This window comes from Paraburkholderia steynii, from assembly GCF_900100565.1.
Lineage (GTDB): Bacteria > Pseudomonadota > Gammaproteobacteria > Burkholderiales > Burkholderiaceae > Paraburkholderia > Paraburkholderia terrae.
Window position 1 is genome coordinate 262,899 of record NZ_FNDI01000011.1, and the last position, 23,635, is coordinate 286,533.

Here is a 23,635-nt window from a genome sequence, read left to right on the forward strand (position 1 = left end):
GCGTCATACCTCGGATTGTTGGGACGGTGTTGACTGGAACCGGCGCCAGCGCAGGTCGATCACGACTCCGATGACGACCAGCACGGCGACCCACCCTGCGACGGTGCCCCACTGAACGGCCGGAGGCCGGCCGAGTACCACTAATGCAAGCGCTATGCCGACACTCATGACCGCGTACCACGCCCACGCGGTACCCGCATGGCCGACGCCCGAACGCACCATCCGCTGATAGTAATGCTCACGGTGCGCTTGCCAGAACTTTTCGCCACGCATCAGACGCCGCGCGAGGGTAACCGACGCATCGCCGATGAACGGCGCGAACACCAGCGCCGGAAACCACACGGGCCACGCGCCGCCGCGCCAGCCCCAGTAACCGAGTGCGCCCGCCAAGTAGCCTAGCGAAATCGAGCCAGCATCACCGAGAAAAATACGGGCCGGATGGAAATTGAAGAACAGAAAGCCGAGCGCCGCGCCCGCTACCGCCAGCGACGCCAGGGCCAGTTCCGGCATCGGATGGTCGGAAAGCAGCGCCGCGGCCGCGTAGCCCGCGAAGCCGAACAGCGCCATGCCGCCCGCGAGGCCATCCGCGCCATCCATAAAATTGTAGAGGTTGACCAGCCAGATCATCAAAAATGCCAGCGCGCACAGCGCCCACCAAGGCGCGGCGGCCGGAAACAGCGCGACCAGTGCCACCACGGCGATCAGATGCGCAGCAAAGCGCACGCGCGCGGGCAATCCGCGGCGGTCGTCCACCTGCGAAACGGCGGCAAGGAACGCCGTTGCCAGCGCGGCGAACCACAGCGACGGCGCGGCCAGCAGCATCGCCACGACGGCGACGGGCACGATACCCCAGCCGCCGACGCGCGGCGTCGGTCGCACGTGGAGCGAGCGGTCATTCGGAATATCGGTCGCGAGACGCCAGGCGAGGCCTGTCTTCAGCAAGACAAACAGGATCGCCGCGCATACGCAGACTGCCGCGCCCGCGACGAGCGCAAGTGTCCATGGAGCCATCAGTGAATCTTGCATCTGCATGAGTGGGCTCAATGAGTCGAACGATACCAGTCGGCGGTTGCCGCCAGACCTTCGTCGGTTGAGAACGGGGGTTGCCAGCCGAGCACGTCGCGAATGTGAGACGTATCGACCTGCAAACTGCCGATCAGACGGTCGACCTGCGCCGAGCGTCCCGTCAGCCGCCCCGCCATGCGCAGCCACGCGGGGGGCACGGAGAGCAGCCGCGCAGGCTTGCCGAGATGGCGGCCGAGTGAGCGCACCAGTTCCGCGACGGTCGGCACGTCGCTGTCCGCGACGTGGAAGCACTGGCCGGCTGCGCGCGGGTCGGTCGCGCAATGGGCGAGCGCATCGGCCAGATTGCCGACGTATACCATGCTGCGCCGCGCGTCGGCAGCGCCGAGCGGCAGCGGGACACCGCGCCATATTGCATCCATCAGACGCAGGAAGTTAGCGCGCACTTGCGGTCCATACACGAGCGGAGGCCGCACAATCACAATTTCCAAGCCGGTATCGTTGCCGAGACGAGTCAGCGCGTCTTCTGCCGCGCGCTTCGAGCGTCCGTAGGCGTCTTCGGGACGCGGGGGGGCGTTCTCGCGCAGCGGAATGCCGCCGTCGCCCTCCGCAACGGCTTTGACACTGCTGACGAAAACGAAACGCCGCACGCCTCTTTGCCTCGCCGCGGCCGCAAGACGCAGCGTCGCATCCACGTTGGTGGTGCGAAAGGCCGCCTCCGGGTCGGCTGCGTCTTCGTTCATGATATGCACGCGCGCGGCGAGATGCACCACGCAATCGGGCACGAGCGCATCGGGCCAAGCGTCGTCGGTGCCAGAGAAATCGCCGGAAGCGTCGACCCACTCTTCGACGCCCGACGCACGCGAGCCAGCGCGCCGAACCAACCCGATGACCCGATGCCCCTGCGCGAGAAGAAGATCACACGTTGCGCGACCGACGAAGCCGTTCGCACCCGTCACCAGAATACGGCTCATAGCCACTTCCAGCCGAAGCGATTAAAAAACTTGAACGCCGACGACACGAACATGCGGATGTGCGCGCCGCCCTTGCGCGCCGCCCCGCCACCGTGATGCAGCACACGCACGACAGGCGCGTAGACGACACGCGTTACTTCGTGTGCGCGCAAGCTCAAGTCATAGTCCTCGAAATAAAGGAAATAACGGGAGTCAAAACCCGCCAAAGTCTTCAGCACGGTCGTGCGAAACACCATGAAACACCCGCTGACGATGAGTGGATCCCAGACCGTGTCGCGCTCGTTGATCAGGTCGCGCATCTCGTAGCGTGCGAGACGTCTGTCGAACAGCCGCCGCGCGCGGGCAGGAAGAAACCCGCGAACGAACAGATCGACGAGAGTGGGATACCGGCGGCACAGGTACTGGAGCCGGCCTGCGTCATCGCCGATTCGCGGCGTCAGCAATCCCGCTTCGGGATGCGCGTCGAGGAAATCGACAGCGTTCGCCAACGCCTGTGCGTCCAGTTCGATATCGGGGTTGAGAACCAGATGAAACGAATACGGCGCGTTTTCAATCGCAAGATTGTGGCCGCATCCATATCCGATATTGCCGTGACCGCTGAGAATTTCGCAGTTAATACTGTTCCCGCGCAACGTATCGAGCGACGTTTCGATATCAGGCAAACCGCCGTTGTCGATGATCGTCAGCCGCAGCGCGAAGGACGGACGTGCGACACGCAGCGTCCGGCATGCCATAGCGACGCTCTCGAGCGTACTGAGCAGGAGCGCGAGGTCCGGACGATATACGACGATGGATATCGAGAGGCCCTCGGTTTCGGAACGCGGCTCGCGTGTGAGAGTCATTTAATGGGAACACTGTGTCTTGTCGACGACACTTGCTTGTTTCTGGGCCGCAATAATCGCGGAGTTTGCTGAAATTTACGCCAATCCGCAAGTCAGTTTGCCTTTTGTTACCGCTCATATAACACATCTGACCCGCAATAAGATTAACGCGGCAGGAAAAAAGTGCAGAAAATCAAACACTTTGATGTCGACGGGTTGTGTCGGGGTAGGGGTGATAGTAAAGTAGCGCCGCCACGCCGGCCATCTGTAACCGGCCATCTGTAATATTCGCTCGCAGCCTCGCCAGGATGCGCCTCGGCCACGCGCGAAATACTTCAATTCCGCTTCGCTTTCATCCTGCTATGCGCCTCCAAGGCATGACTGATGCGCAGTAAACCTCTTGTTGTCGACCTCGATGGCACACTCATTCGGTCCGACGTTCTGATCGAATCGGGATTTGCCTTTCTCAAAGCCGCACCGCACCGGTTCTACGAACCGCTGATCTGGCTCGCCCAAAAAGGTAAGGCGGGACTCAAGGCCCACCTCGCTGACCGGACCAATGTGGACGTGAGCGTCCTCCCGTATGACGAGAAAGTGCTCGAGTGGCTCAAGAGCGAGCGGGAAAGCGGACGTTCGCTCGTGCTCGCCACCGCGACCCACGAACGCTATGCGCAGGCCATCTCGGATCACCTCGGTCTGTTCGACCGCACCTTCGCCACCGACGGCGAAATCAACCTGTCGTCTCATCGCAAGCGTGATCGGCTCGTTGCCGAGTACGGCGAGAAAGGCTTCGACTATGCGGGCAATTCGCGCGACGACATCGCTGTGTGGAAATCGGCAGAGCACGCGTATATCGTGAACCCGTCGCCCGGCGTGGAGCGGGTCGCGCGCCGTCATGCCAACGTCGAGCGCGTTATCGAATCGCGTCCGCCAACCATGAAGACGTGGGCGCGTTCGCTGCGCCTGCATCAATGGCTCAAGAATCTGCTGATTTTCGTGCCTCTGCTGGCGAGTCACGGGATCTCGCACTTACCGCAGCTGCTCGCTGCGGTCTTTGCATTCCTCGCGTTTGGCTTGTGCGCATCGAGCGTCTACGTGCTGAACGATCTGCTCGACCTCGAAGACGACCGGCATCACCCCGTGAAGCGCAATCGTCCGCTCGCCTCGGGCGCGCTTCCGATCACCTGGGGGCTCGCGCTCTTTCCTGCCCTCCTCGCCGCGGCCGTTACGATCTCCTGGACATTGCTGCCCCTGCGGTTCGGTGCCGTCCTTGGCAGCTACTACCTGCTGACGCTTGCGTATTCGGTGTACCTGAAGAAGCAGGTCATGGTCGATGTCGTCGTGCTGGCAATGTTATACACGACGCGCATCGTGGCGGGCACCGCGGCCATCCACGGGCACCTGACGTTCTGGCTGCTCGGGTTTTCGATGTTCATCTTCCTGAGCCTCGCGCTCGTGAAGCGCTACGCGGAGCTTTATTCGCTGAAGTCGCGCGGTCTCGTGAAAACGCGCGGCCGCGGCTACATGGCGAGCGACCTGTCGCTGATCTCGTCGCTCGGCACGTCGTCGGGCTATCTCGCGGTGCTGGTGCTCGCGCTGTACATCCAGGATGCGCGCACTGCGCAGCTCTATCGCTATCCGCAGATCATCTGGCTGGCATGTCCGCTTCTGCTGTACTGGGTCAGCCGGACGTGGATCATCGCGCATCGCGGGCTAATGCACGACGATCCAATCGTGTTCGCCGCGCGTGACCGCGTGAGCCTCGCGGTGGTCGTGCTGTGCGGCCTGGTTTTCTGGGCGGCCATCTAGGCGATGACGACGGTGCTCTCATGGGGACGATATCCCCGCTTCCCTCAATCCGCTCACGCAGTGGCGTGGCGCGATACCGCACGGTCCGTGTGGTCGGAAACGGTGGGCGAGCACCACACGATGCTGCCGTTCGGCAACGGCCGCAGCTACGGCGACAGTTGCCTCGCAGCGTCCGGTCACGTCGTGCAGACGCTGCCGCTCGACCGCCTGCTCTGCGCCGACTGGAACACCGGCGTATTGCGCGCGGAGCCGGGCATCACGCTCGAACAGATTCTCGAAGTGGCGATTCCACGCGGCTGGATGTTGCCCGTCACCCCCGGCACCAAGTACGCAACCCTGGGCGGCGCCATCGCGAATGACGTGCACGGCAAGAACCACCATGTGCGCGGTACGTTCGGGCGCTATGTGCGCCGCTTCGCGCTGGCGCGCAGTGATGGCAGCCTGATCGAATGCGCGCTGGACGAGAATACGCAGCTGTACGCCGCCACCATCGGCGGATTGGGTCTGACCGGGCTGATCCTCTGGGCCGAGATACAGCTGATGCCGATCCGTTCGAGCATGATCGACGTCACTAGCATTCGCTTTGCCAATCTCGACGAATTCTTCACACTGTCGGAGCGGCTCGATCCTCTGCACGAATACGGCGTAGCCTGGGTTGACTGCCAGGCGCGTGGTTCGGCTATCGGCCGTGGCATCTACATGGTCGGCGAACATGCGGCCACGGGGCCGCTGGAGGCCGATCAACGGAAAAAGCGCACGGTGCCGTTCACACTACCCGTGCCGATATTCAACCGCCTGACGCTGCGGGGTTTCAACGAACTCTATTACCGCCGGCAGATGCACGATGAAGTGAAGTCGACGGTCGGCTATGACCAGTACTTCTATCCGCTGGACAGCCTGCTCGAATGGAACCGCATCTATGGCCGCGCGGGGTTCCAGCAGTATCAATGCGTGGTGCCTGCGGGCGTCGCCCGCGATGCGATCCATGCCATTCTCGGCGCGATCGCGAAAAGCGGCACAGGCTCTTTTCTGGCGGTGCTAAAGCGCTGCGGCAACCTTCCTTCGCCAGGTCTGCTGTCGTTTCCGCTCGAAGGCACATCGCTCGCACTGGACTTTCCCCAGCGCGATGCACTCAACGAGCGCCTCTTTACCGAACTCGACACGATCGTGCGGGAATCAGGCGGACGCATCTATCCGGCTAAGGACGCCCATATGTCCGGTGCGGATTTTCGCGCGGCCTATCCCCAGTGGCAGCAGGTCGAAGCACTTCGCGACCCGGCGATCCTGTCGCGTTTCTGGCAACGGACTACCCAAACATGAAAAACATTCTTATCGTCGGCGCCACGTCGGCTATCGCCATCGCGTGTGCGCGCCAATGGGCAAAAGATGGCGCGCGCTTCTTTCTGGTCGCACGTAACGGTGAGCGCCTGGAGCAGGTCGCGGGCGATCTGAAGGCGCGTGGCGCACAGCTCGCCACTTGCCATCAGCTTGATATCGACCGGCTCGATCTTCACGCGACGATGCTCGAACAATGCGCCGCCGAACTCGGCGCGCTCGATGTCGTCCTCGTCGCGCCGGGCACCTTGCCGGACCAGGCCGCGTGTCAGGCGGACCCTGCCGTCGCCGTCAAGGAATTCACCACGAACGCGACCTCCCTGATCGCCCTGCTCACGCCGATCGCCAACACACTCGAAGCGCAAAAGCGCGGCACGCTGGCTGTCATTTCGTCCGTCGCCGCCGATCGCGGCCGTCCGTCAAACTACCTGTACGGCAGCGCGAAAGCCGCACTTTCCGCGTTCTGCGAAGGCCTGAATGCACGTCTGTTCAAGGCGAGTGCCCATGTGCTGACGATCAAGCCGGGCTTCGTGGCGACGCCGATGACCGCAGGGCTCCCGCTGCCGGGCCCGCTCGTAGCAACTCCGGAGAAAGTCGCAAGCGACATCCTGCGTGCCATCGACAAGCGCAAGGACGTCGTCTACACGCCATGGTTCTGGTCGCTCATCATGCTCATCATCCGGTCGGTACCGAAGCCGGTGTTCAAACGCACATCGCTTTGAGAAGCGCTTGATGAAGACGACGCGATTCTCTGGCAGCCATTTTCTGTTTGCACTCGGCGTATTCACGTTCGCCACGACGCTCTATGCGGTGTGGCGTCATTACTCGCCGTTGCCGTTCGGTGATCAATGGGATGGCACGATCGGGTTTTACATGCGCGCCGTGCAGCATCCGTGGCAAGCATTTTTCGAACAGCACAACGAGCATCGGCTTGTTATTTCGCGGCTCGTGTTCTTTCCCGACGTCAGATATTTCGGCGGAAGAAACGTGATCTCCCTGACGGCTAACCTCGTGTTCGCCGCGCTGCTCGCGCTGACATTTTTTCATATAGTCACGCGATCTGCCACACTGGACCGGAATTCGAAACTTGGGCTTGCGGGCGTTATTCTTGTCTTCACGTTTTCATGGATCCAGCAGGAAAATTTCACGTGGGGCTTTCAGAGCCAATGGTTTGCGGTCTACCTGTTCGCACTGCTGGCGTTTCATTTGCTCGACTTGGCCGCGCAAGCTCGTACAATTGAAGGGCACGCGAAATCCCGTGTCTGGCTCACGCTGGCGCTCGTGAGCGGCATCGCCGCCGCTTTTTCGATGTCGAGCGGCGTGCTTGTACTACCTGTTGTGCTTGTTCAGGCGATATATCGACGCTTTCGACCGCGTGCCTTGCTGTTGATCGTCGTCGTCACGTTATTGGTGTGGGTGGGGTATTTTTTCGACTGGCAAAAACCCGCCAGTAGCGGCGGTCTTCTGGCCGGATTGCGTGAACACCCGTTCGACGCTTTACGCTATGTACTTTTATACCTCGGCGCTCCCGCGCGCAGCGCGCGCCTCGGCCTTCCGGGTGCCTATGTCGCTGGCGCACTCGTGATTTTGACACTAGCCGTATATTGCATAAAGGTCATGCAGTACAGGACGCAAAACATGCGCGCGGTCTCACTACTCGCGTTTGCCTTGTTCGTCTCGGGAAATGCACTCATCACGGCATGCGGTCGCCTGTGGTTCGGAGTGGAAACTGCACTATCGTCGCGCTACACAACTGCGTCAACGGGAGCCTGGCTGGCGCTCGTTATATTTACAGCACTGAACCGTAAGTCGATCAAGCAACGTCAGCTTGCGCTCGCCGTGATCATTTTCGCGACCTTGCTCGTCGCCTCGGCACAGCGCTTTGCGTTCCGTAGCGATCGCGACATAGCATACGCTCGTCTCGTGGCAGGTCTTTCTCTGAGAGCTCACGTCTACGATCCGGAAATTACCGGTGCCGTCTACCCCTTCCCGGAGCGCCTAGTCGAAATCGCCAAGGCAGCCGAAGACGGAAAGTTATCCATTTTCGCGCCCGATCAGCCTGACTATCTTGTACCGCCGAAACGGATCGACAGCACATCCTTTTGCGACGGAGCCATTGACGGCGTATTCGCTACAACCACACCCGGCACCTACCGCGCCACTGGCTGGCTCTATGACACGAATGGAAGAAGGACGCCTGAGTATGTCGCCGTCACGGACGATGGCGGAACGACACTGGGTTCCGGCGTGACTGGTGGCGAAAGTGACGTTGCGCGTTCGCGCGATGGAGCGCACGCACGCTTCAGCGGCTGGACTGCGTTCTTCAAGGCACCGACCAGGGGCGACATTCACATTGCGGCCCAAATTGCGAATGGGAGCTACTGCGCTGTGAAGACCGCTAAGGCAATGCCCGCCTCGGCTTCTGTGGGTACCCGGTAAGTACATTTGACGATACCTCCGAAAAACATTTGTATCATTTGCCTTTTCGCGAAGCCGCAGAAACCTGCACCCAATTATTGAGTAAAACGCATGAACCAGACCCGCATCATCCTTCCAGGCGGCGCCGGCCTTGTCGGTCAGAACCTCGTCGCGCGACTGAAAGCGCGCGGGTACATGAATCTCGTCGTACTGGACAAGCACAAGGCCAACCTCGAAGTGCTGCGCTCGGTACACCCTGATATCACGGTAATCTTCGCCGATCTCGCGGAGCCGGGCGATTGGGCGAAGCATTTTGAAGGCGCCGACGCAGTCGTCATGCTGCAGGCCCAGATTGGCGCCCCGACGCGCGAACCCTTCGTCCGCAACAATATCGATTCGACGCGCAACATTCTCGATGTGATCAAGCGCAACAACATCCCTTACACTGTGCACATCAGTTCGTCGGTCGTGAACTCAGTAGGTGAAGACTGGTACACGGAAACGAAGCGCGAGCAGGAGGAGATTGTCGTTGCATCTGGCATCGAGTGTGTCGTGCTGCGACCGACGCTGATGTTCGGCTGGTTCGACCGAAAGCACCTTGGCTGGTTGTCGCGCTTCATGCACCGCGTGCCGGTATTCCCCATTCCCGGAAGTGGGAAGTACATGCGCCAACCCCTTTATGTCGGCGACTTCTGCAATGTCATCATCAGTTGCATCGATTCGCAACCAAAAAGGCAAGCATTCAACATCACGGGGCTCGAGCGCGTTGATTACATCGACATCATCCGCCAGATCAAGCGAGCCACAAGCGCACGCTGCGCAATCGTGCGTATTCCCTACAGTTTGTTCTACGTGCTTCTGAAAATATACGCGCTCTTCAGCAAGAATCCTCCATTTACGGCGGATCAATTAAAGGCGCTGACAGCCGGCGACGAATTCGAAGTAATTGACTGGGAAGGTATCTTCAGGATCCGCGCAACGCCCTTTGCGAAAGCGATGGACGAGACCTTCAACGATCCGACCTACAGCCACATCGCACTCGAATTCTGACCGGATAACGATTATGAGCGGAGAACGCATTGCAGTACTTGGCGCGGGACCGATGGGTCTCGGCGCCGCCTATCAGCTCGTGAAAGACGGGCGCAAGCCGATCATTTTTGAAGCCGACGATCGCGTCGGCGGCATGGCGGCCTGCTTCGATTTCGGTGGACTTTCCATTGAACGGTACTACCACTTTCACGCAATTTCAGACTACGCGTTCTTCGAAGTGCTGCGCGAGCTGGGCATCGAAGAGAAAATGCAGTGGCGCGAAACCAAGATGGGCTACTTTTACCAGGGCCGCGTGCAGCCTTGGGGCAACCCGGTCGCACTATTGAGGTTTAAGGGCCTCAGCCTGCAGGCGAAGTTTCGTTATGGATTGCACGCTTTCCTGTCGACCAAGCGCAACGACTGGAAGCCGCTCGATCACGTCGAGGCAACGAGATGGATTCGCCGATGGATCGGCGAAGAAGCTTGGGAGGTGTTGTGGCGGCGGCTGTTCGACTATAAATTCTATGACTACGCGTACAACCTGTCCGCCGCATGGATCTGGAGTCGGATTCGGCGAATCGGCCGCTCGCGCTATAACATCTTTCACGAAAAGCTAGGCTATCTCGAGGGTGGCTCGGATACGCTGCTCGAAGGCATGCGGCGGTACATCGAAGCGAACGGTGGAGAATTCAGGCTCGGGACGCCAGTGCAAAAGGTTGTGATCGAGAACGGGAAGGTCAGCGGTGTCGAAGCACAAGGCGAATTGCTGCCTTTCGACAAGGTGATCAGCACGATTCCGCTGCCGTACGTGCCGCGCGTGATGCCGGACCTGCCGGCGAATATTCTCGATGCGTTCAAAAGCGTCAAGAATGTGGCAGTGGTGTGTGTGATCGCCAAGCTCAAGAAAGCAGTCACCGAGAACTTCTGGCTGAACACAAACGACCCGGAGATGGATATCCCCGGTATCGTCGAGTATACGAACCTTCGGCCGCTGGATCATCACATCGTTTATGTGCCGTTTTACATTCCAGGCGAACATCCGAAGTACGGCGAGCCGGATTCGGTTTTCATCGACAAGGTGAAGCGCTATCTGATGAAAATCAATCCGGATTTGAAGGCGGACGACTTCATCGACGTACGTGCAAGCCGGTATCGGTACGCGCAACCGATCTGCGAGCCGGGATATCTTGACCGTTTGCCGCCCATAGAGTTGCCTGTGCATGGCCTGCTCGTTGCGGACACATCCTATTACTACCCCGAAGACCGGGGCATCTCCGAGAGCATCGGATTGTCGCGCAAGATGGCGAGGATGATATGACGCGGGCACATTCGGTTGTGAAGCAGACCTTCGTTTCGAAGGACTTCCTGATGTTCCTGCTGACCGGCGGCTTCGCGGCTGCGGTCAACTGGGGCAGCCGGATCGTATACAACCTTTGGATGCCCTACTCTCCGGCGATCGTGGTCGCATACATAACGGGGATGATTACTGCGTTCGTTCTTGCGAAGCTTTTTGTGTTCACCAAGAGCACGCAGTCCACGGCGAAGTCGGTGTTTTTCTTTACGCTAGTCAATCTCGTTGCCGTGCTGCAAACATGGGGCGTTAGTGTTGGACTCGCGTACTACGTCTTTCCATGGATCGGAATTACATGGCAAGCAAGGGCGATTGCCCATCTAGTTGGCGTTGCGGTCCCAGTATTTACCAGCTATATCGGGCATAAGAAGTGGAGTTTCAAGCACTAAATTGAATTTCCATTTATCCCGGTAGTGCTTTGCTCGCTACCGGGATAAGAACACCTATCCCTTGTCACGCTCGCTCGTAACTCTGGGTACCTATCTCGAAGGGCTGGCGATCCAGTTCCTTCGACGGAACTCGCATATGGATCAGGGCCAACCTTAGTTATGTCTGAGAACAATATCGGGTCTCAAGAGACAGTCAAACAAGACAGTGCTTCGCAAGCCGATTGGCTACAACCTGTCGCGGTTGCGATAGCTGCCTTGCTGATCATGTTCGCAAGAGCCCCGGATCGTCTGACGCATGGCTTCCTATGGGGCGAAGACGGCAAGATATTCCTTTCTCAGGCGTATGAAAATGGGGTCGCCTCCATCTTCATCCCATATGCGCAGTATTTCCATTTCCTGCCCCGGACTGTTGCGGTCACGTACTCGTACATAGGCCACATTGACCGCGCGCCTCGCCCCTTTGTGTGGATCTGCGCATTAATTCAATGCATGGCATGCGTCTATCTGTTCACACGTGCGCGCCGATCATTGCCGCCATCCATTGCGTGGGCCTTTGGATTGGCTCCCGTTTTGATACCGCAGAGTGGCGAAGTTTTATTGAATATCACGAATATTCAGTGGATCGTCGCACCATGCCTGCTCGTACTGCTATGGGAGGAATTCTGCTTTCGTCCAAATGATCGAAGGGAGACTTCATCTGAACTGTTACGAGTAGCTACAATCGTGGCAACGACTCTGACCGGTCCATTCGGATTGCTCTTCCTACCGATCGTGGTTATCGGCCTCATACTGACTCGACAGATCCATCGATCTCCTCGCGCGTGCGCAGCGATCGCTGCCTACATCGTATCCGCTACCGTGCAACTTGCTGCAATCCTTGCGTACCAGCACACCCAGCCGAAGTCCGTATTGGATGAATCTGCGCGGGTCGGCTACTTGCATTTCCCATGGCCGAACCAGCTTTTGCGGCATATGGCACTCGAATTTCTCATGCCACAATCATGGATCGCCCACATGGGCACTCAATGGCCATACTTCGCATCCGCATGCGCTCTTGCTGTAATCGTGTGTCTGGTGTTATCAGGCAAGGAACATCGGTCGGGCGCAGTAGTCATGGTTGCGATCGGCATCTTCCTTTGGATGGTCGCGATGGTGCGAACGGGTGTACCACAAATCGACCAGAGGTGGGATGCTGCAGGAGGCAGATACTTCATCATCCCGTTCGTTTTGTTCGCCTGGGCGCTTTTGCTCTCGTTGGCCACGACCCCTTTTCGCATGATCCGGGTCCTGTCCGGCGCCCTCCTAGCCTGCATGCTGTGGAACAGTGCTGCGGAGTTCTACAGTCCAGTCTACCTGCACGCCGGATCGGTTTATCGGTCCGAGTCGGGTGTTTTGCGGATGTCCATCGCGCCATCGTCCGAATGGTTTATTGACGTAAAACCATCGTGGCTCAGCGAGTGACGTAAGACTCAAGCGCTAGCAGCGCGCACCTATCTGCCCGCTTCCAGATCGCCATATGGTAGGGGCGCCGTCGTCCTTTGCTGAATAAAACTGCGAAAACGGCGCGCGAGGCTTTTCGGCTTCGTTTTAGCCCTTCAGAAAGATGTCACACAACACAACTCTAAGCGCTTGAGCGTCGCCGGCTCGATTGCAGCTAATACGCGCACCTCAAATTCCGGGGTTCGAGTGTCACGGTATACCATCAAGGCCAACGGCTGTTGACCACCCGAGCATTTTGACGGATTCGCGACCAAGTCGTCGTAGTGACGAAAACCGAGAGATGCCACGAATCCTTGCGCTCCGCAAAGAACGGAAACTCGCTACTCCAGTCTTCCCCATAGACGACGATCGGTTTCGATGGCTCAGTGTCGTCACGTACGAAATGTGCGGCGCCCCATATCGGATAGTCCGGACAATAGACGGTCTTGAGTAACCTGAATGAAGTTCCATCGCCGCGTCATGTAGAGCGCGACGCATTTCAACTCAGGTACCCGCCCAACTGCACTGACATCCTAATTATTAGGTCAGAATGTGAATTGCACGTGTCGCGTCCCTTCCTGGGTACGTTCAGCCTAGGCTCCTCAGAGGGCGGATCCAAATGCTGTATCATCGGTTACGTCTTTCCACATATGCTGAGGGAACAGATGGATCGCGCATGCTTTTACGAGAAGCTAGCAGCTGTATCACACAATCCTCATGAAGTGTTCAGTGAGCTTCGGCGTCTGCCTATCGATGCCGTGGCTGACATATTGAACCATATCCCCCCGGAATATGAGTCACTGCGCCGAATCCTTCCCGCAATGGCATCCGACGATGTGCAAATCAGCTGGACGGGCTCTTCCGGTTATCCACTGCTGATGCAGAGCTGTGCTTTCGTTCGAGCCTTAGAGGGTGGCTATCGGCGTTTCACCGAGAGAGGGCTTGACGGGCTTCGGATCCTAGACTACGGCTGCGGTTGGGGTCGTCTGATCCGGCTGATGTACAAATTTACTGACCCCTCAAACATTTATGGCTGTGATCCTTGGGATCGGTCAATTGAACTCTGCCGTGAATGCAATCTACCCGGGACATTCGCTATTTCGGATTATTTGCCGACAAAGCTTCCATTCGCTGACATCAAGTTTAACCTGATCTATTCGTTTTCAGTATTCACGCATCTTTCGGAACGTGCTTCGCAAGCCGCCTTGCGCGCGTGCCGCCAGGCGATAAGGGACGACGGGCTTTTGGCGATTACCGTGCGTCCATTTTCCTATTGGGATTACCATGACGAAGCGCAAAATAAGGTCGATCGGGAAGCGATGAAATCTGAGCATCGCCTTCATGGATTCGCCTTCACACCTCACAACCGCGCCCCGATCGACGGAGATATTACCTACGGTGACGCATCCATCTCCTTACCATATATGCAAGAAAACTGGCCCGAGTGGGAAGTTCTAGGAACAGATGTCTTTCTTCAGGACCCGTTCCAGACTCTAGTATTTTTACGCCCGCGGTAGCCCGTCGCCAAAGTATTCACGGAGCGGTAAATAGGAAGGAATGCGCAGGCCGATTAATTGCCTTGTGATTACAGTCAATCATCGCGTTCGCTCAGCCTGCCTACCTTTCCGAGCGCTCCAGTTAAAAAGTCGTACTCCACGGTCAGTTGGCCAGTCTTCACGTGCCGTGCGTTCAGTTCGGCCAGCAGTACCGCTTCTGCTGGGTGCGGATGTCGCGAACACGCCAGGCTCGCGCTCCTGCAATTGCCGCTTCCACTCTGGATCTGCTTCCGGATGAACATCGAACTGCTGAGCCAGTTCGGCCAGTATGCGTGCGCCTCGGACAGAGGCGAATGGCACCTTCGCCTTGGACGCCGCCGAGGGAGTGCTCGGGTTCTTGTCATGTCTGGCTTCCTTTGTCGGCGTTATGCCGTGTTCAGAGCCCAGTCGCTCGACTTATACCGCTATCCAAATTCCCAGCGCCACCTCCACTAGAATGAGACTTGACCCAACGATGCACTATCCGCAAAGACGGATTCTCCACAAAATGCCACGAGAGCATGGCAATCGTCAGTGTGATCGGCATAGTGACTAGCAAACTCACTAGGCTATCGATATGCTGCACATACGTAGCGAACGTTTGTTGAACCACAAATCCCCAAAGATAGATTCCATAGGAATAATCACCTGGAAGCTTGATGCGTCTTAAGCTTTCAAGCGACGACACCGTAATTACAAAATATAAGTATGCAATGATGAACGTCGCAACATTAATCGACGTGTGTCTCGTGAAAATATACAGAATCCACAAGATCAGCGAAATACGGACGTCAATAATAACGTGATCGCGAAACGAATAGAGCATTACTCCAGTCAGAAAACACAAAAACGGAAAAAAGAGTAGTAAGTCATTTTGAGGATAAAATCCCCAAAATAGTACGCATCCGGGTGGGTGTACATAAAATACCACCATCCGAGGCCCACTAAGCCTGCAGCGAGGGTGCCAACCCGAGTGCGGAGAAGGCCCAGTAATCCGATGCACATTACTAGAAAATAGCACTTCAATTCCATCGGAAGCGTCCAGACGGGAGCATCCACATTCATTTTCAAATTGACTGTGGTAAAAACTCCCGGGAGGTACGTACCAACCCCGGTTACCAAAGTCGCTGTCTTATACCACCACTTGTATATCTGGGGATTCAAAAAATATGTGCGCGCCGTCTCTATTGAAACCAGCGGGCCAACGATGAAAGTGATTGCAGTAACGGCCACGACCAAAGCCGGAAAGATGCGTGCAACTCTCAACGCAGCGAAATTGATAATTGATCGCTGCCTCTGATAACTCATCGAAACGAGGATACCGCTTATCATGAAGAACGCATATACGGCAATACTGCCCGCGTAGTCGAAGCCGGTGGTCAAGCGCACCAAGTCTTCGTTACCGCCCCAATGATAAACAGGACCGGCGTGGCCATACATCACCAATAACGCCGCAATCAAACGTACCAAATCAAAATTGTTGTTGCCCCGGGCGAGCATCCCAGAAAGTCGCATGTCGATTTCTTGCTTGCTGAATTTGGGAAGTGTAACCGAGATGCGCGTTATCTCCGATGCGGATAAGCAACGCAACACCGAGTCGGGACTCGGAAAATCAAAAAAAGAAAAGAGACCAGGTCGTGGACAGTCTATGGATCATGACCCTCGAGATCTCGATGACCCACCGCTGCACCGCGCCGGTCATATCTTGGAGCGGTTCGTATCAGCGAAAGAATCTGTAAGATATGATCGACGCTCAAGAGACGGGGGCAGGGTCTATCGTGAAGGATACTAAAATCTCGATCGCCAAAGGGATCGGCATGCTGCTGGTTGTGGCAGGACACTGCCGAGGCGCAGTCACCTTTGATCCTTTCCTGCCATATACCTTTCACATTCCGCTGTTTTTCTTCATTACGGGCTATCTGACAAGGGACGATCACATGCGCTCCCCCGGGGATTTCGTACTCCGACGCGTCAGATCGATTCTCGTCCCCTATGTCACCTATTTCATTGGATTCGGCATCGTCTCGTCGTTGCTGCTGGCCGTTCTAGGCATCAGAAACGATCCCCTTCCGTGGTACACGCGTCAGGGACTGGTGAACGCTGTCCTTCTGGGACAGCCGGGCCACCTATTCGTGGCTGGATGGTTCCTGTTATCGCTTTTTTTAGCGATCGCTATGTTTTGCGCCTGCGCGAAAATCGCCGAAAAAATGGGATTATCCGATTGGACTGCTGTAACGATTCTACTCCCCATGACCATGCTTTGTATATGGTATGGACAGATGAACGGAAAATATAAAGGCTACGAAATAATCAATCTTCTTTTAGCGAGAAACGTGGTAGGAACATTTTTCGTATATTGCGGGTATGCAGCAAGAAATTCTCGCATTAAGATATACGGGCATCGTTCGGCTATTCTAGCCGGCCTCTTCCTATTTCAATTTTCAATGACCCGCACATTCCCAGAAAAGATCGGGTTCAATATAGAACTGAACTCTTACAACAGCGTCTGGATGCCATTCCTTACGTCCTTTTGCGGTATCGCGTTCGTATTTACCTTGTCATCAATGCTCGAAAGTGTCAGCAAGAAGGACTGGCTGGTACGGATTGGTGACAATAGCCTACATGTTATGGCTATGCATGTCGCAGTATTTCAGCTTATTAACATAATTCTATGCCTCTGGTATGGATATTCGTTCGACGCCATTTCGAATGACCAGGCCCTCGTCATAAACTGGCCGATGACATGGCCAGCTTATGTTTTTCTGGGCCTGTCGATTCCAGTTTTAATAATCGAGATTTATAGGCGTTTTGCCAGCGCAATGTTTCCGTCCAGAAGATCAAAGGTATCCACCGGGTGAGGGCAATCGATCATGCTCACGCGTCTCCTCCCTAAATACTTCGGGGTCACGGGCAGGTTGGAGTACCAGTCTCCCTTCAAGAGGAAAGCCATGCTAATCAGAATCGCTTCACTACTTACTTAGCGGGCCCTGAACAATTCGCCTTGACCGCGGACGTCACACCATTACGTCGGCGGTCATGCTGAAGTTAAGCAAAGTGGCAAGCATGAAGGTACGAGTTCTCAAGTTTGAAGTGCAACACCCCGACTCGTATAAGGTGTTGCCATGGAAAAGCGATACCAACAACTCCAGCCTGAAGAGCGGCTGACGATTGCCAGCCAGCGTCTGCAGGATTCAAGCATACAGGCCATGGCCCGTATGCTTGGGCGCTAACCTGCAACGGTGAGCCGCGAACTGGCTCGCAACTGCGGGCCTGACCTCTATGCTTCGGTGCCGGCCTAGGCGCTAAGCGTGGCGCAGTCCTCACGCTGCCGGACTGGAAATGGTCGCCTCAGCAGATATCGGGTACGCTCAAACGTATGTACCCGAATGATTCGTCCCAGCGGGTCTCGCACGAGACTATCTACACGGCAATCTACGCCCACCCGTATGGGGAATTGCGTCGCCAGCTCATCGCCTGTCTGCGCCACCATCGCAGCGATCGCATGCCACGAACCCGAGGCAAAGACCGGCGCGGCCAGATCCCCGATATGGTCGGCATTCACGTGCGGCCGCCCGAGGTGGACGACCGCGTAATGCCGGGCCACTGGGAAGGCGACTTCATCCAGGGCGCAAACAATGCCTCCTCCGTGGGCGTGCTGGTCGAACGCTCCAACCGCCTTGTGCTGCTTGCCCGGATTCCCGAACTGTTCATATTACTTCTTCTGCTCACTGCACATATCGGTAAAGTCTTGATTCCAGCCGGTAATCAGACGGAAGCAGCGAAGATGACTGAAAGCCCGTGTCACGGACCTTATCAAGTTATCGGTGAGAGCCGCGTGCCAATAGCAATACGAGGTATATCAATCAAGATTCTTTGCGGGACGTACCGCCGCGGTCGAACGCATTTGCGATGGATGTTGCCACAACAATCGATGGTCGGCATGAACCAGATCGAACCTCTCCCCTACGATCATCCATACGGCAACGATCGCCCACAGTGCACTAAAGACCAACGGCACAAAATGGAGATGATCAACTCTCAGGATGGGATCCACGATCCAGATTGCAACGAAGTAGACCATATAGACAACATACAGGGCGATAGGCCAGTTTGACGGTCGGTCAGCGAGATACATCGCACCAGCTACCGCCAGAAGAATCACCGAGCCATAAGCCATATGATGGACGATGGCCGGTTGGATTATGAGGATAGTCATTGCGAAAATGCCGAGAAAGCCACAGCCGATTAGTCGCACCACCATTGGATCGGACTTCGTTCTGATCGACGTCACGAGAGCCATCAGCACGCCCAACATTGGAATGCCTATAGTTCGAACGATAACCAGAAAATCGTTGGCGCGCTGATTACCTGCCCACCCAGCCGTGCGATTGTCGACGGGTCTGTAATATTCGACATTGCCCGGAAGATCGCCGAGAGTATGAAAAGACATCCTCTTCTTCTCCAGCCATCCGCGCCAACCTATAGATCGCAACGTTTCGATCATGCTCTTAAGAACGGACCTCGAACGATGGTCGAATCCTGTGTCGTTCGCCAATTGATACCGCGTCAGAGCGTTTCCGTGCGGCTGCACGAACATTGTCCATACCTGCCATGGGGTCATAGCTATCAGAGCCACGCCGGTACCAGCGGCGAGGATTCTCCAATCGCGAAGCCGAAGAACCGGGAGAAAAACGATCAGAAAGGCGAGCGCCGCTATTGCATTGCCTGAATGCGCAAGGTACGAAAATGCGAGCGACGACGGAATCAGAGAAAGATTGACACGGGCTTTCTTGGCGTCGTCCGGGACCGATAACATCAGCCCTACTGCTAGGAGGATATAGCCGCCGCCAATAATCTTGCCCCACGCATACACAGTATTGAACAGAGCGAACGGAGAAAGCAGCACGAGCCCGACGAAGAACGGGAGGCGGCGCACCGCGATCTTCGTGGCGAACCACGCGACAATGGGTACCCACATCGCGAGGATCGCGATTGCCACGATGGCGTCCGCGTTATAAACAAAGTCACTACCGACAAGTTCAGCGATTGGTTCAATGAACAGGGTCTGCGGAATGATTAGGAGGACGGTCAACAACGGTGTCCGGTCATCCAGATACCATGGCTCGGCCAACATCGGCCCATAGCTATGCGCAAGCGCCTGAGCAAAGATAATTGGATTCTCGTTGTCAGTTGACCAGCTCAACGGCGCAAACATTGAGTTAGGAGCCCACCTGCCACCGCCGTTGTCCATCGCCAAAACGAGCGACGTCAGGCACATCGCCGCCGATAGCCACAGCAGCAGCGAAACACGATGTTTTCTCCACACGTCACTTAGATCAGCACCAGCAAAACCCCATGCGCAAAGCCAAATTGAGGCGCCAACTATCGCCACACTTGTTACGCGGGCCAGGACCGGATTGATAGCGGCCGCGGTAAAAACAATCATACCTACGAACCCGATGCCGATCATGCCGGATCCGAATGCGTCAATTCCCTCGCAGATCCTCGAGGTAATGATGTGAGAAGCGAGGAAGATCGAAAAAAAGACGAGCATGGTGGCAAATACAAGTATTTGCTTGACGCCGAATCCATTGTTTGCGAAAAAAACGGCGCGCGATACCTCGAAGGGCGTTGCAACGCTCAAATAGGAATCCGGCGTTGCGGCGTTCGACACCCCGACTAGAGTCACGTTCGAAGGACAAAAGTCGTCAGGCAATTTCGCATACGCGATGCTCCATTCGTTGAAGGTCTGAAGGCTGCCAACGAGGAATTTCCTGCCTGTCGATTGGCACAGGAGAAAGAGTTCGTCGGATCCCGGATATCCGTGATTCCCGCCCCGTGCGAATGGAACAGCAATGTAAGTCGGCGCCCGGAAAGGAGGGCTCTCGATCGTACCCTTAAGGGCGCCATTTGGCGTCCACGTTCTCCACATTACGAAATCGGCAGACTTCGACATGGAGTCGGGCACCTGAAGCGGTGACGGGACATCTTTCAAGGGTGGAAACTGCCCGTTTTGAGTCCATCCGTTGGGACCAACAAGTGGGCGTGGATCGGTTACCTTGCCGAGCCCCAGTGATGCCCCAAGTATCGGTACTACGAGTAGGATGAGGATCCAGTATTTTGACGCCTTGCTCAGCATGATCGCGCTTAAATGTCAGGTCGCGCCGATCATACCATCCTGAAGTCACGGGATTCGATTGATGGAAAAGTACTTGTTCCCCGCACCAGTTGTAATAGTTCTCGACGAACCGATGTTCTGATAGGCTGCACAACGAGTGTCTGACCGCTTGCAACGGGGCATGAGGACCACGAACGAAACCACTACTGGCGCCGCGGACGCATCCAACGACTCGCCCAGTCGACCAATCAGCAACGGCCGCCGCATTCCGGTCGTAACGGCTCCACCACAACCGTCCTTTGGCAGCTTGGGTTTAAACAGCAGTTGATGCGCGTTGAGCTCAGAGCGCTTGGAGGCGCAATTGGTCAGCAACGACCCATGGCAGCAAACCATTCAGTTCTGCGGCACCGCCAAGTGTCTAGATCGCGGTGCCCCGTTCGCCACCATAATGAGAATGAGTGTTGGAAGTTCTTTCGGCCGAGAGCAACAGCACGTAACGTTCGCTCCGAGGCGTTATTGTCGATCTTGACGTGGCCATTGTCGACATACCGTGACAGCGCTGTCCACTGATCCAATGCGTGCTTGATGACCTTCGCGATCTCACCGTTCTGCGCGTCGAGCGCAGCCAAACGTCGAAGGCATCCGGTAGCTGCCCCCTACTCTTTTCCGGGACGCGTCACCGCTCATCGGGCGGTTACCGCTAATCGCCGCCTCAATTGAGTTTAGCTCGCCAATCTTGCGCAACGCCTCGAGGAGTCCGACAGGTGTATCAGCAGATACTTCAGGTTGATCTAACCACGCAGCGGTTGCCGGAAGAAATCTCCCTCCGTCACCGCCGTCCCTGGGTAAGCGTTGCCCCAGCACCGTCTAGACCAATGTTGCCAAAGTGGACACAGTAGGCCCCACCAAACGAGTGGTGGAGACTACTTTGTCACCTGAGATAGCAACAGCAGCGAGACGGACGCGTAAAGGTACTCCCAACCACCCCATCGAGTTTCGGCGTGAACTCGCGAAGCTGGCATGTGAACCGGGTGTCTCGGTCGCACGACTGGCTTTGGAACACGGGCTCAATACGAATCTTTTGTTCAAATGGCGCCGAGCCTATCAAGCCGGGCAGTATGAGCCGCCGACACTGCTGCCCGTAGAAGTGGTGCACGAGGAGCGCACAATTGAGAACGCGGCTGTATTGCCGGCTCAGTCGCAGAGCAAGGCCCATCCAGTCGTCGCTGGTGTGATTGAGGTAAGCGTAGGCGTCGCACGCGTGCGTATCGAGGGCACGCCCGACCCGGCCACGCTGCGTGTTGTGTTGCGTACGTTGCGTGCCGCTGCGGAGGCTGAAACGTGATTGGTCTTCCTGTCGGCACGCGTGTCTGGCTGGCTGCCGGCGTGACCGACATGCGGGCAGGATTCAACAGCCTCGCGGCCAAGGTGCAAACCGTGCTCGAACGGGATCCGTTCTGCGGGCACGTCTTCGTATTTCGTGGCAGACGCGGCGACCTGCTCAAAGTGCTGTGGTGGAGCGGCGATGGCATGTGCCTGCTGATGAAGCGACTCGAGAAGGGGCGCTTCGTCTGGCCACAAGCCGACGGTGGCGTTATTTGCCTGAGCCCTGCGCAACTATCAATGCTGCTGGAAGGCATCGACTGGCGGCAACCGACGAGAACGGCACGACCGACGTCGGCGTTGTAAACGTCGCTGCTCGCGCGTAAACTGCCTGCATGACGCGCGCGAATCCGCTTCCCGACGATGTCGAAACGCTGAAGGCCATGCTGCTCAGCCAGGAGGCGGCACTTCGCGAGCGCTACGCGCAAGTGCTCAAACTACAGGAAATGGTCGACTCGCAACAAGCCGCGCTGGCTTCGCGCGCAGCGGAAGTCGAACACCTGAAGCTGCTCATTGCCAAGCTGCGCCGTATGCAGTTCGGCCGCAAGTCGGAGAAGCTGGACCGCCAGATCGAGCAACTTGAGTTGCGTCTCGAAGAGCTTGAGACTGACGAAGGCGCGGCACCGGTGGAAATCCCGAAGACGCCTCGCACGGCCGTGGAACAGGCACCGCGCAAGCCACTGCCCGAACATCTGCCGCGTGAGATCCAGACACACTTGCCCGAATTCGCCGGAAAGTGCACGCAGTGTGGTGGCCTGATGAAGTCGCTGGGCGAAGACGTCGCTGAACAACTTGAGTACGTACCGGCAAGCTTCCGGGTCATCCGTCATGTGCGCCCGAAGTTTGCCTGCGTGTGTTGCGACCACATCTCTCAGGCACCTGCACCGAGCCGTCCCATCGAGCGTGGTCTCGCTGGCCCAGGGCTGCTGGCACACGTGCTGGTCTCGAAGTTTGCAGACCACTTGCCGCTTTACCGGCAGTCGATCATCTACGCGCGGGAAGGCGTCGAGCTTGATCGCTCGCTGCTTGCCAAGTGGGTCGGGCACGCGGCGACGCTGCTGCAGCCACTCGTTGAAACACTACGTCGTCACGTGATGTCGGCGACGAAACTGCACGCGGACGACACGCCGGTTCCCGTGCTTGCACCAGGCAATGGCAAGACGAAGACCGGTCGCTTGTGGGTGTACGTGCGTGATGATCGTGCATCGGCCGACATGACGCCGCCGGCAGTCTGGTTTGCCTACACGCCGGATCGAAAGGGCATCCATCCGCAACAGCATCTCGATGCATTCAACGGTACGCTGCAAGCCGACGCGTACGGTGGATACCAGGCTATCTACGAAACCGGGCGAGTTACAGAGGCAGCTTGCTGGGCGCATGCCCGACGACAGTTCTATGAGTTGCACGTAGCGCGCCCCAATGCGTTGAACACCGAAGCGCTCGAGCGTATCGGCGCGCTATACAGGATTGAGGAAACGATCCGGGGCAAACCGCCCGATGAGCGCCGGGCGTATCGCCAGGAACATGCGCGGCCGCTACTCGATCGCTTCCATGCATGGCTCACCATGACACTGGAAACGCTCTCGCGCAAATCGGATACGAGCCAGGCGATCCTCTATGCGATGAATCGGTGGGAAGCGCTCACACGCTATTGCGATGATGGCCAACTCGAGATTGACAATCTGCCAGTCGAGCGCGCGCTACGCGGAGTGGCCATCGGTAGGCGCAATTACCTGTTTGCCGGTGCCGATTCCGGGGGTGAGCGCGCCGCTGCCATCTACAGCCTCGTTGGCACCGCAAAACTCAACGGCATCGATCCTGAGGCCTATCTGCGCTACGTGCTCACGCGCATCGCCGACCACGCGATTAACCGCATCGACGAACTCACACCGTGGGCCGTCGCCGATCAGCTCCGCCGCCCAGCCTGACAATCACGCTCTCCAGTCAAGACGTTGCTGCTGCCACGCTTAC

General features: G+C 57.2%; 18 protein-coding genes and 2 pseudogenes. 14 read left to right on the forward strand and 6 right to left on the reverse strand.

Features of this window, described 5'->3' with window-relative positions; all coding sequences use genetic code 11:
* Positions 1 to 3: 3 nt before the first annotated feature.
* Genes BLT65_RS21380 through BLT65_RS21390 form a run of 3 tightly spaced genes read right to left on the reverse strand, consistent with a single transcriptional unit; the run spans position 4 to position 2,839 of the window.
* The gene (locus BLT65_RS21380) at positions 4 to 1,032 is read right to left on the reverse strand and encodes an MraY family glycosyltransferase (protein WP_091780610.1); all 1,029 of its coding nucleotides are present in this window, start codon (positions 1,030 to 1,032) and stop codon (positions 4 to 6) included.
* Positions 1,033 to 1,040: 8 nt separating this feature from the next.
* Positions 1,041 to 1,997 carry a UDP-glucose 4-epimerase family protein gene (locus BLT65_RS21385; protein ID WP_091780613.1) on the reverse strand — a complete coding sequence of 319 codons (957 nt, stop codon included), beginning with the start codon at positions 1,995 to 1,997 and terminating at the stop codon, positions 1,041 to 1,043.
* Complete coding sequence (locus tag BLT65_RS21390) at positions 1,994 to 2,839, reverse strand: glycosyltransferase family protein (protein WP_091780616.1); 846 nt, start codon at positions 2,837 to 2,839, stop codon at positions 1,994 to 1,996. The genes BLT65_RS21385 and BLT65_RS21390 overlap by 4 nt, the downstream gene beginning before the upstream one ends.
* Positions 2,840 to 3,202: 363 nt before the next feature.
* On the opposite strand from BLT65_RS21390, the gene BLT65_RS21395 reads away from it, so the two are divergent.
* The 9 genes from BLT65_RS21395 to BLT65_RS21435 all read left to right on the forward strand — a co-directional run bounded on the left by BLT65_RS21395 (position 3,203) and on the right by BLT65_RS21435 (position 14,145).
* On the forward strand, positions 3,203 to 4,627 hold the full coding sequence (locus tag BLT65_RS21395) for a UbiA family prenyltransferase (protein ID WP_091780619.1): 1,425 nt from the start codon (positions 3,203 to 3,205) through the stop codon (positions 4,625 to 4,627).
* A gap of 3 nt (positions 4,628 to 4,630) precedes the next feature.
* On the forward strand, positions 4,631 to 5,947 hold the full coding sequence (locus BLT65_RS21400) for an FAD-binding oxidoreductase (RefSeq protein ID WP_091780622.1): 1,317 nt from the start codon (positions 4,631 to 4,633) through the stop codon (positions 5,945 to 5,947).
* Positions 5,944 to 6,684 carry an SDR family oxidoreductase gene (locus BLT65_RS21405; protein WP_091780625.1) on the forward strand — a complete coding sequence of 247 codons (741 nt, stop codon included), beginning with the start codon at positions 5,944 to 5,946 and terminating at the stop codon, positions 6,682 to 6,684. Before BLT65_RS21400 ends, BLT65_RS21405 begins: the two co-directional genes overlap by 4 nt.
* A gap of 10 nt (positions 6,685 to 6,694) precedes the next feature.
* Positions 6,695 to 8,401 carry a hypothetical protein gene (locus BLT65_RS21410; protein ID WP_091780628.1) on the forward strand — a complete coding sequence of 569 codons (1,707 nt, stop codon included), beginning with the start codon at positions 6,695 to 6,697 and terminating at the stop codon, positions 8,399 to 8,401.
* Between the two features lie 90 nt (positions 8,402 to 8,491).
* Positions 8,492 to 9,430, forward strand: coding sequence for an NAD-dependent epimerase/dehydratase family protein (locus tag BLT65_RS21415; protein WP_091780630.1), 939 nt, complete (start codon positions 8,492 to 8,494; stop codon positions 9,428 to 9,430).
* Positions 9,431 to 9,443: 13 nt separating this feature from the next.
* Positions 9,444 to 10,727: an NAD(P)/FAD-dependent oxidoreductase gene (locus BLT65_RS21420; RefSeq protein ID WP_091780633.1), complete on the forward strand. Its 1,284-nt coding sequence runs from the start codon at positions 9,444 to 9,446 to the stop codon at positions 10,725 to 10,727.
* Positions 10,724 to 11,149 (forward strand): GtrA family protein, encoded by a 426-nt coding sequence (locus BLT65_RS21425; RefSeq protein WP_091780636.1) that lies wholly within the window; start codon positions 10,724 to 10,726, stop codon positions 11,147 to 11,149. The genes BLT65_RS21420 and BLT65_RS21425 overlap by 4 nt, the downstream gene beginning before the upstream one ends.
* 159 nt (positions 11,150 to 11,308) lie before the next feature.
* Entirely contained in the window at positions 11,309 to 12,610 is a 1,302-nt protein-coding gene (locus BLT65_RS21430; protein WP_091780639.1) for a hypothetical protein, read from the forward strand.
* 683 nt (positions 12,611 to 13,293) lie between these two features.
* On the forward strand, positions 13,294 to 14,145 hold the full coding sequence (locus BLT65_RS21435) for a class I SAM-dependent methyltransferase (protein WP_167306512.1): 852 nt from the start codon (positions 13,294 to 13,296) through the stop codon (positions 14,143 to 14,145).
* A gap of 852 nt (positions 14,146 to 14,997) precedes the next feature.
* Here the strand turns inward: BLT65_RS21435 and BLT65_RS21445 are convergent.
* On the reverse strand, positions 14,998 to 15,678 hold the full coding sequence (locus BLT65_RS21445; protein WP_143036535.1) for an acyltransferase family protein: 681 nt from the start codon (positions 15,676 to 15,678) through the stop codon (positions 14,998 to 15,000).
* A gap of 227 nt (positions 15,679 to 15,905) precedes the next feature.
* Here BLT65_RS21445 and BLT65_RS21450 point away from each other — a divergent pair, with 227 nt between their 5' ends.
* The gene (locus tag BLT65_RS21450; protein WP_091780651.1) at positions 15,906 to 17,021 is read left to right on the forward strand and encodes an acyltransferase family protein; all 1,116 of its coding nucleotides are present in this window, start codon (positions 15,906 to 15,908) and stop codon (positions 17,019 to 17,021) included.
* 264 nt (positions 17,022 to 17,285) lie between these two features.
* Positions 17,286 to 17,866, forward strand: a pseudogene (locus BLT65_RS47945) (IS30 family transposase); the annotation flags it as partial.
* A 156-nt stretch (positions 17,867 to 18,022) separates the two neighbouring features.
* Here BLT65_RS47945 and BLT65_RS21460 read toward each other — a convergent pair.
* Positions 18,023 to 20,119, reverse strand: coding sequence for a hypothetical protein (locus BLT65_RS21460; protein WP_244186537.1), 2,097 nt, complete (start codon positions 20,117 to 20,119; stop codon positions 18,023 to 18,025).
* A 502-nt stretch (positions 20,120 to 20,621) separates the two neighbouring features.
* Positions 20,622 to 20,853, reverse strand: a pseudogene (locus BLT65_RS48735) (IS66 family transposase); the annotation flags it as partial.
* Between the two features lie 356 nt (positions 20,854 to 21,209).
* Between BLT65_RS48735 and tnpA the strand changes: the two are divergent.
* From tnpA to tnpC, 3 genes are read left to right on the forward strand one after another with little or no spacing between them, the layout of a single operon-like run.
* Positions 21,210 to 21,626 carry an IS66-like element accessory protein TnpA gene (tnpA, locus tag BLT65_RS21470; RefSeq protein WP_091776185.1) on the forward strand — a complete coding sequence of 139 codons (417 nt, stop codon included), beginning with the start codon at positions 21,210 to 21,212 and terminating at the stop codon, positions 21,624 to 21,626.
* The gene (gene tnpB / locus BLT65_RS21475) at positions 21,623 to 21,970 is read left to right on the forward strand and encodes an IS66 family insertion sequence element accessory protein TnpB (RefSeq protein WP_091776188.1); all 348 of its coding nucleotides are present in this window, start codon (positions 21,623 to 21,625) and stop codon (positions 21,968 to 21,970) included. The genes tnpA and tnpB overlap by 4 nt, the downstream gene beginning before the upstream one ends.
* Positions 21,971 to 21,999: 29 nt before the next feature.
* Positions 22,000 to 23,592: an IS66 family transposase gene (gene tnpC, locus BLT65_RS21480; protein WP_091776191.1), complete on the forward strand. Its 1,593-nt coding sequence runs from the start codon at positions 22,000 to 22,002 to the stop codon at positions 23,590 to 23,592.
* Positions 23,593 to 23,635: the final 43 nt, after the last annotated feature.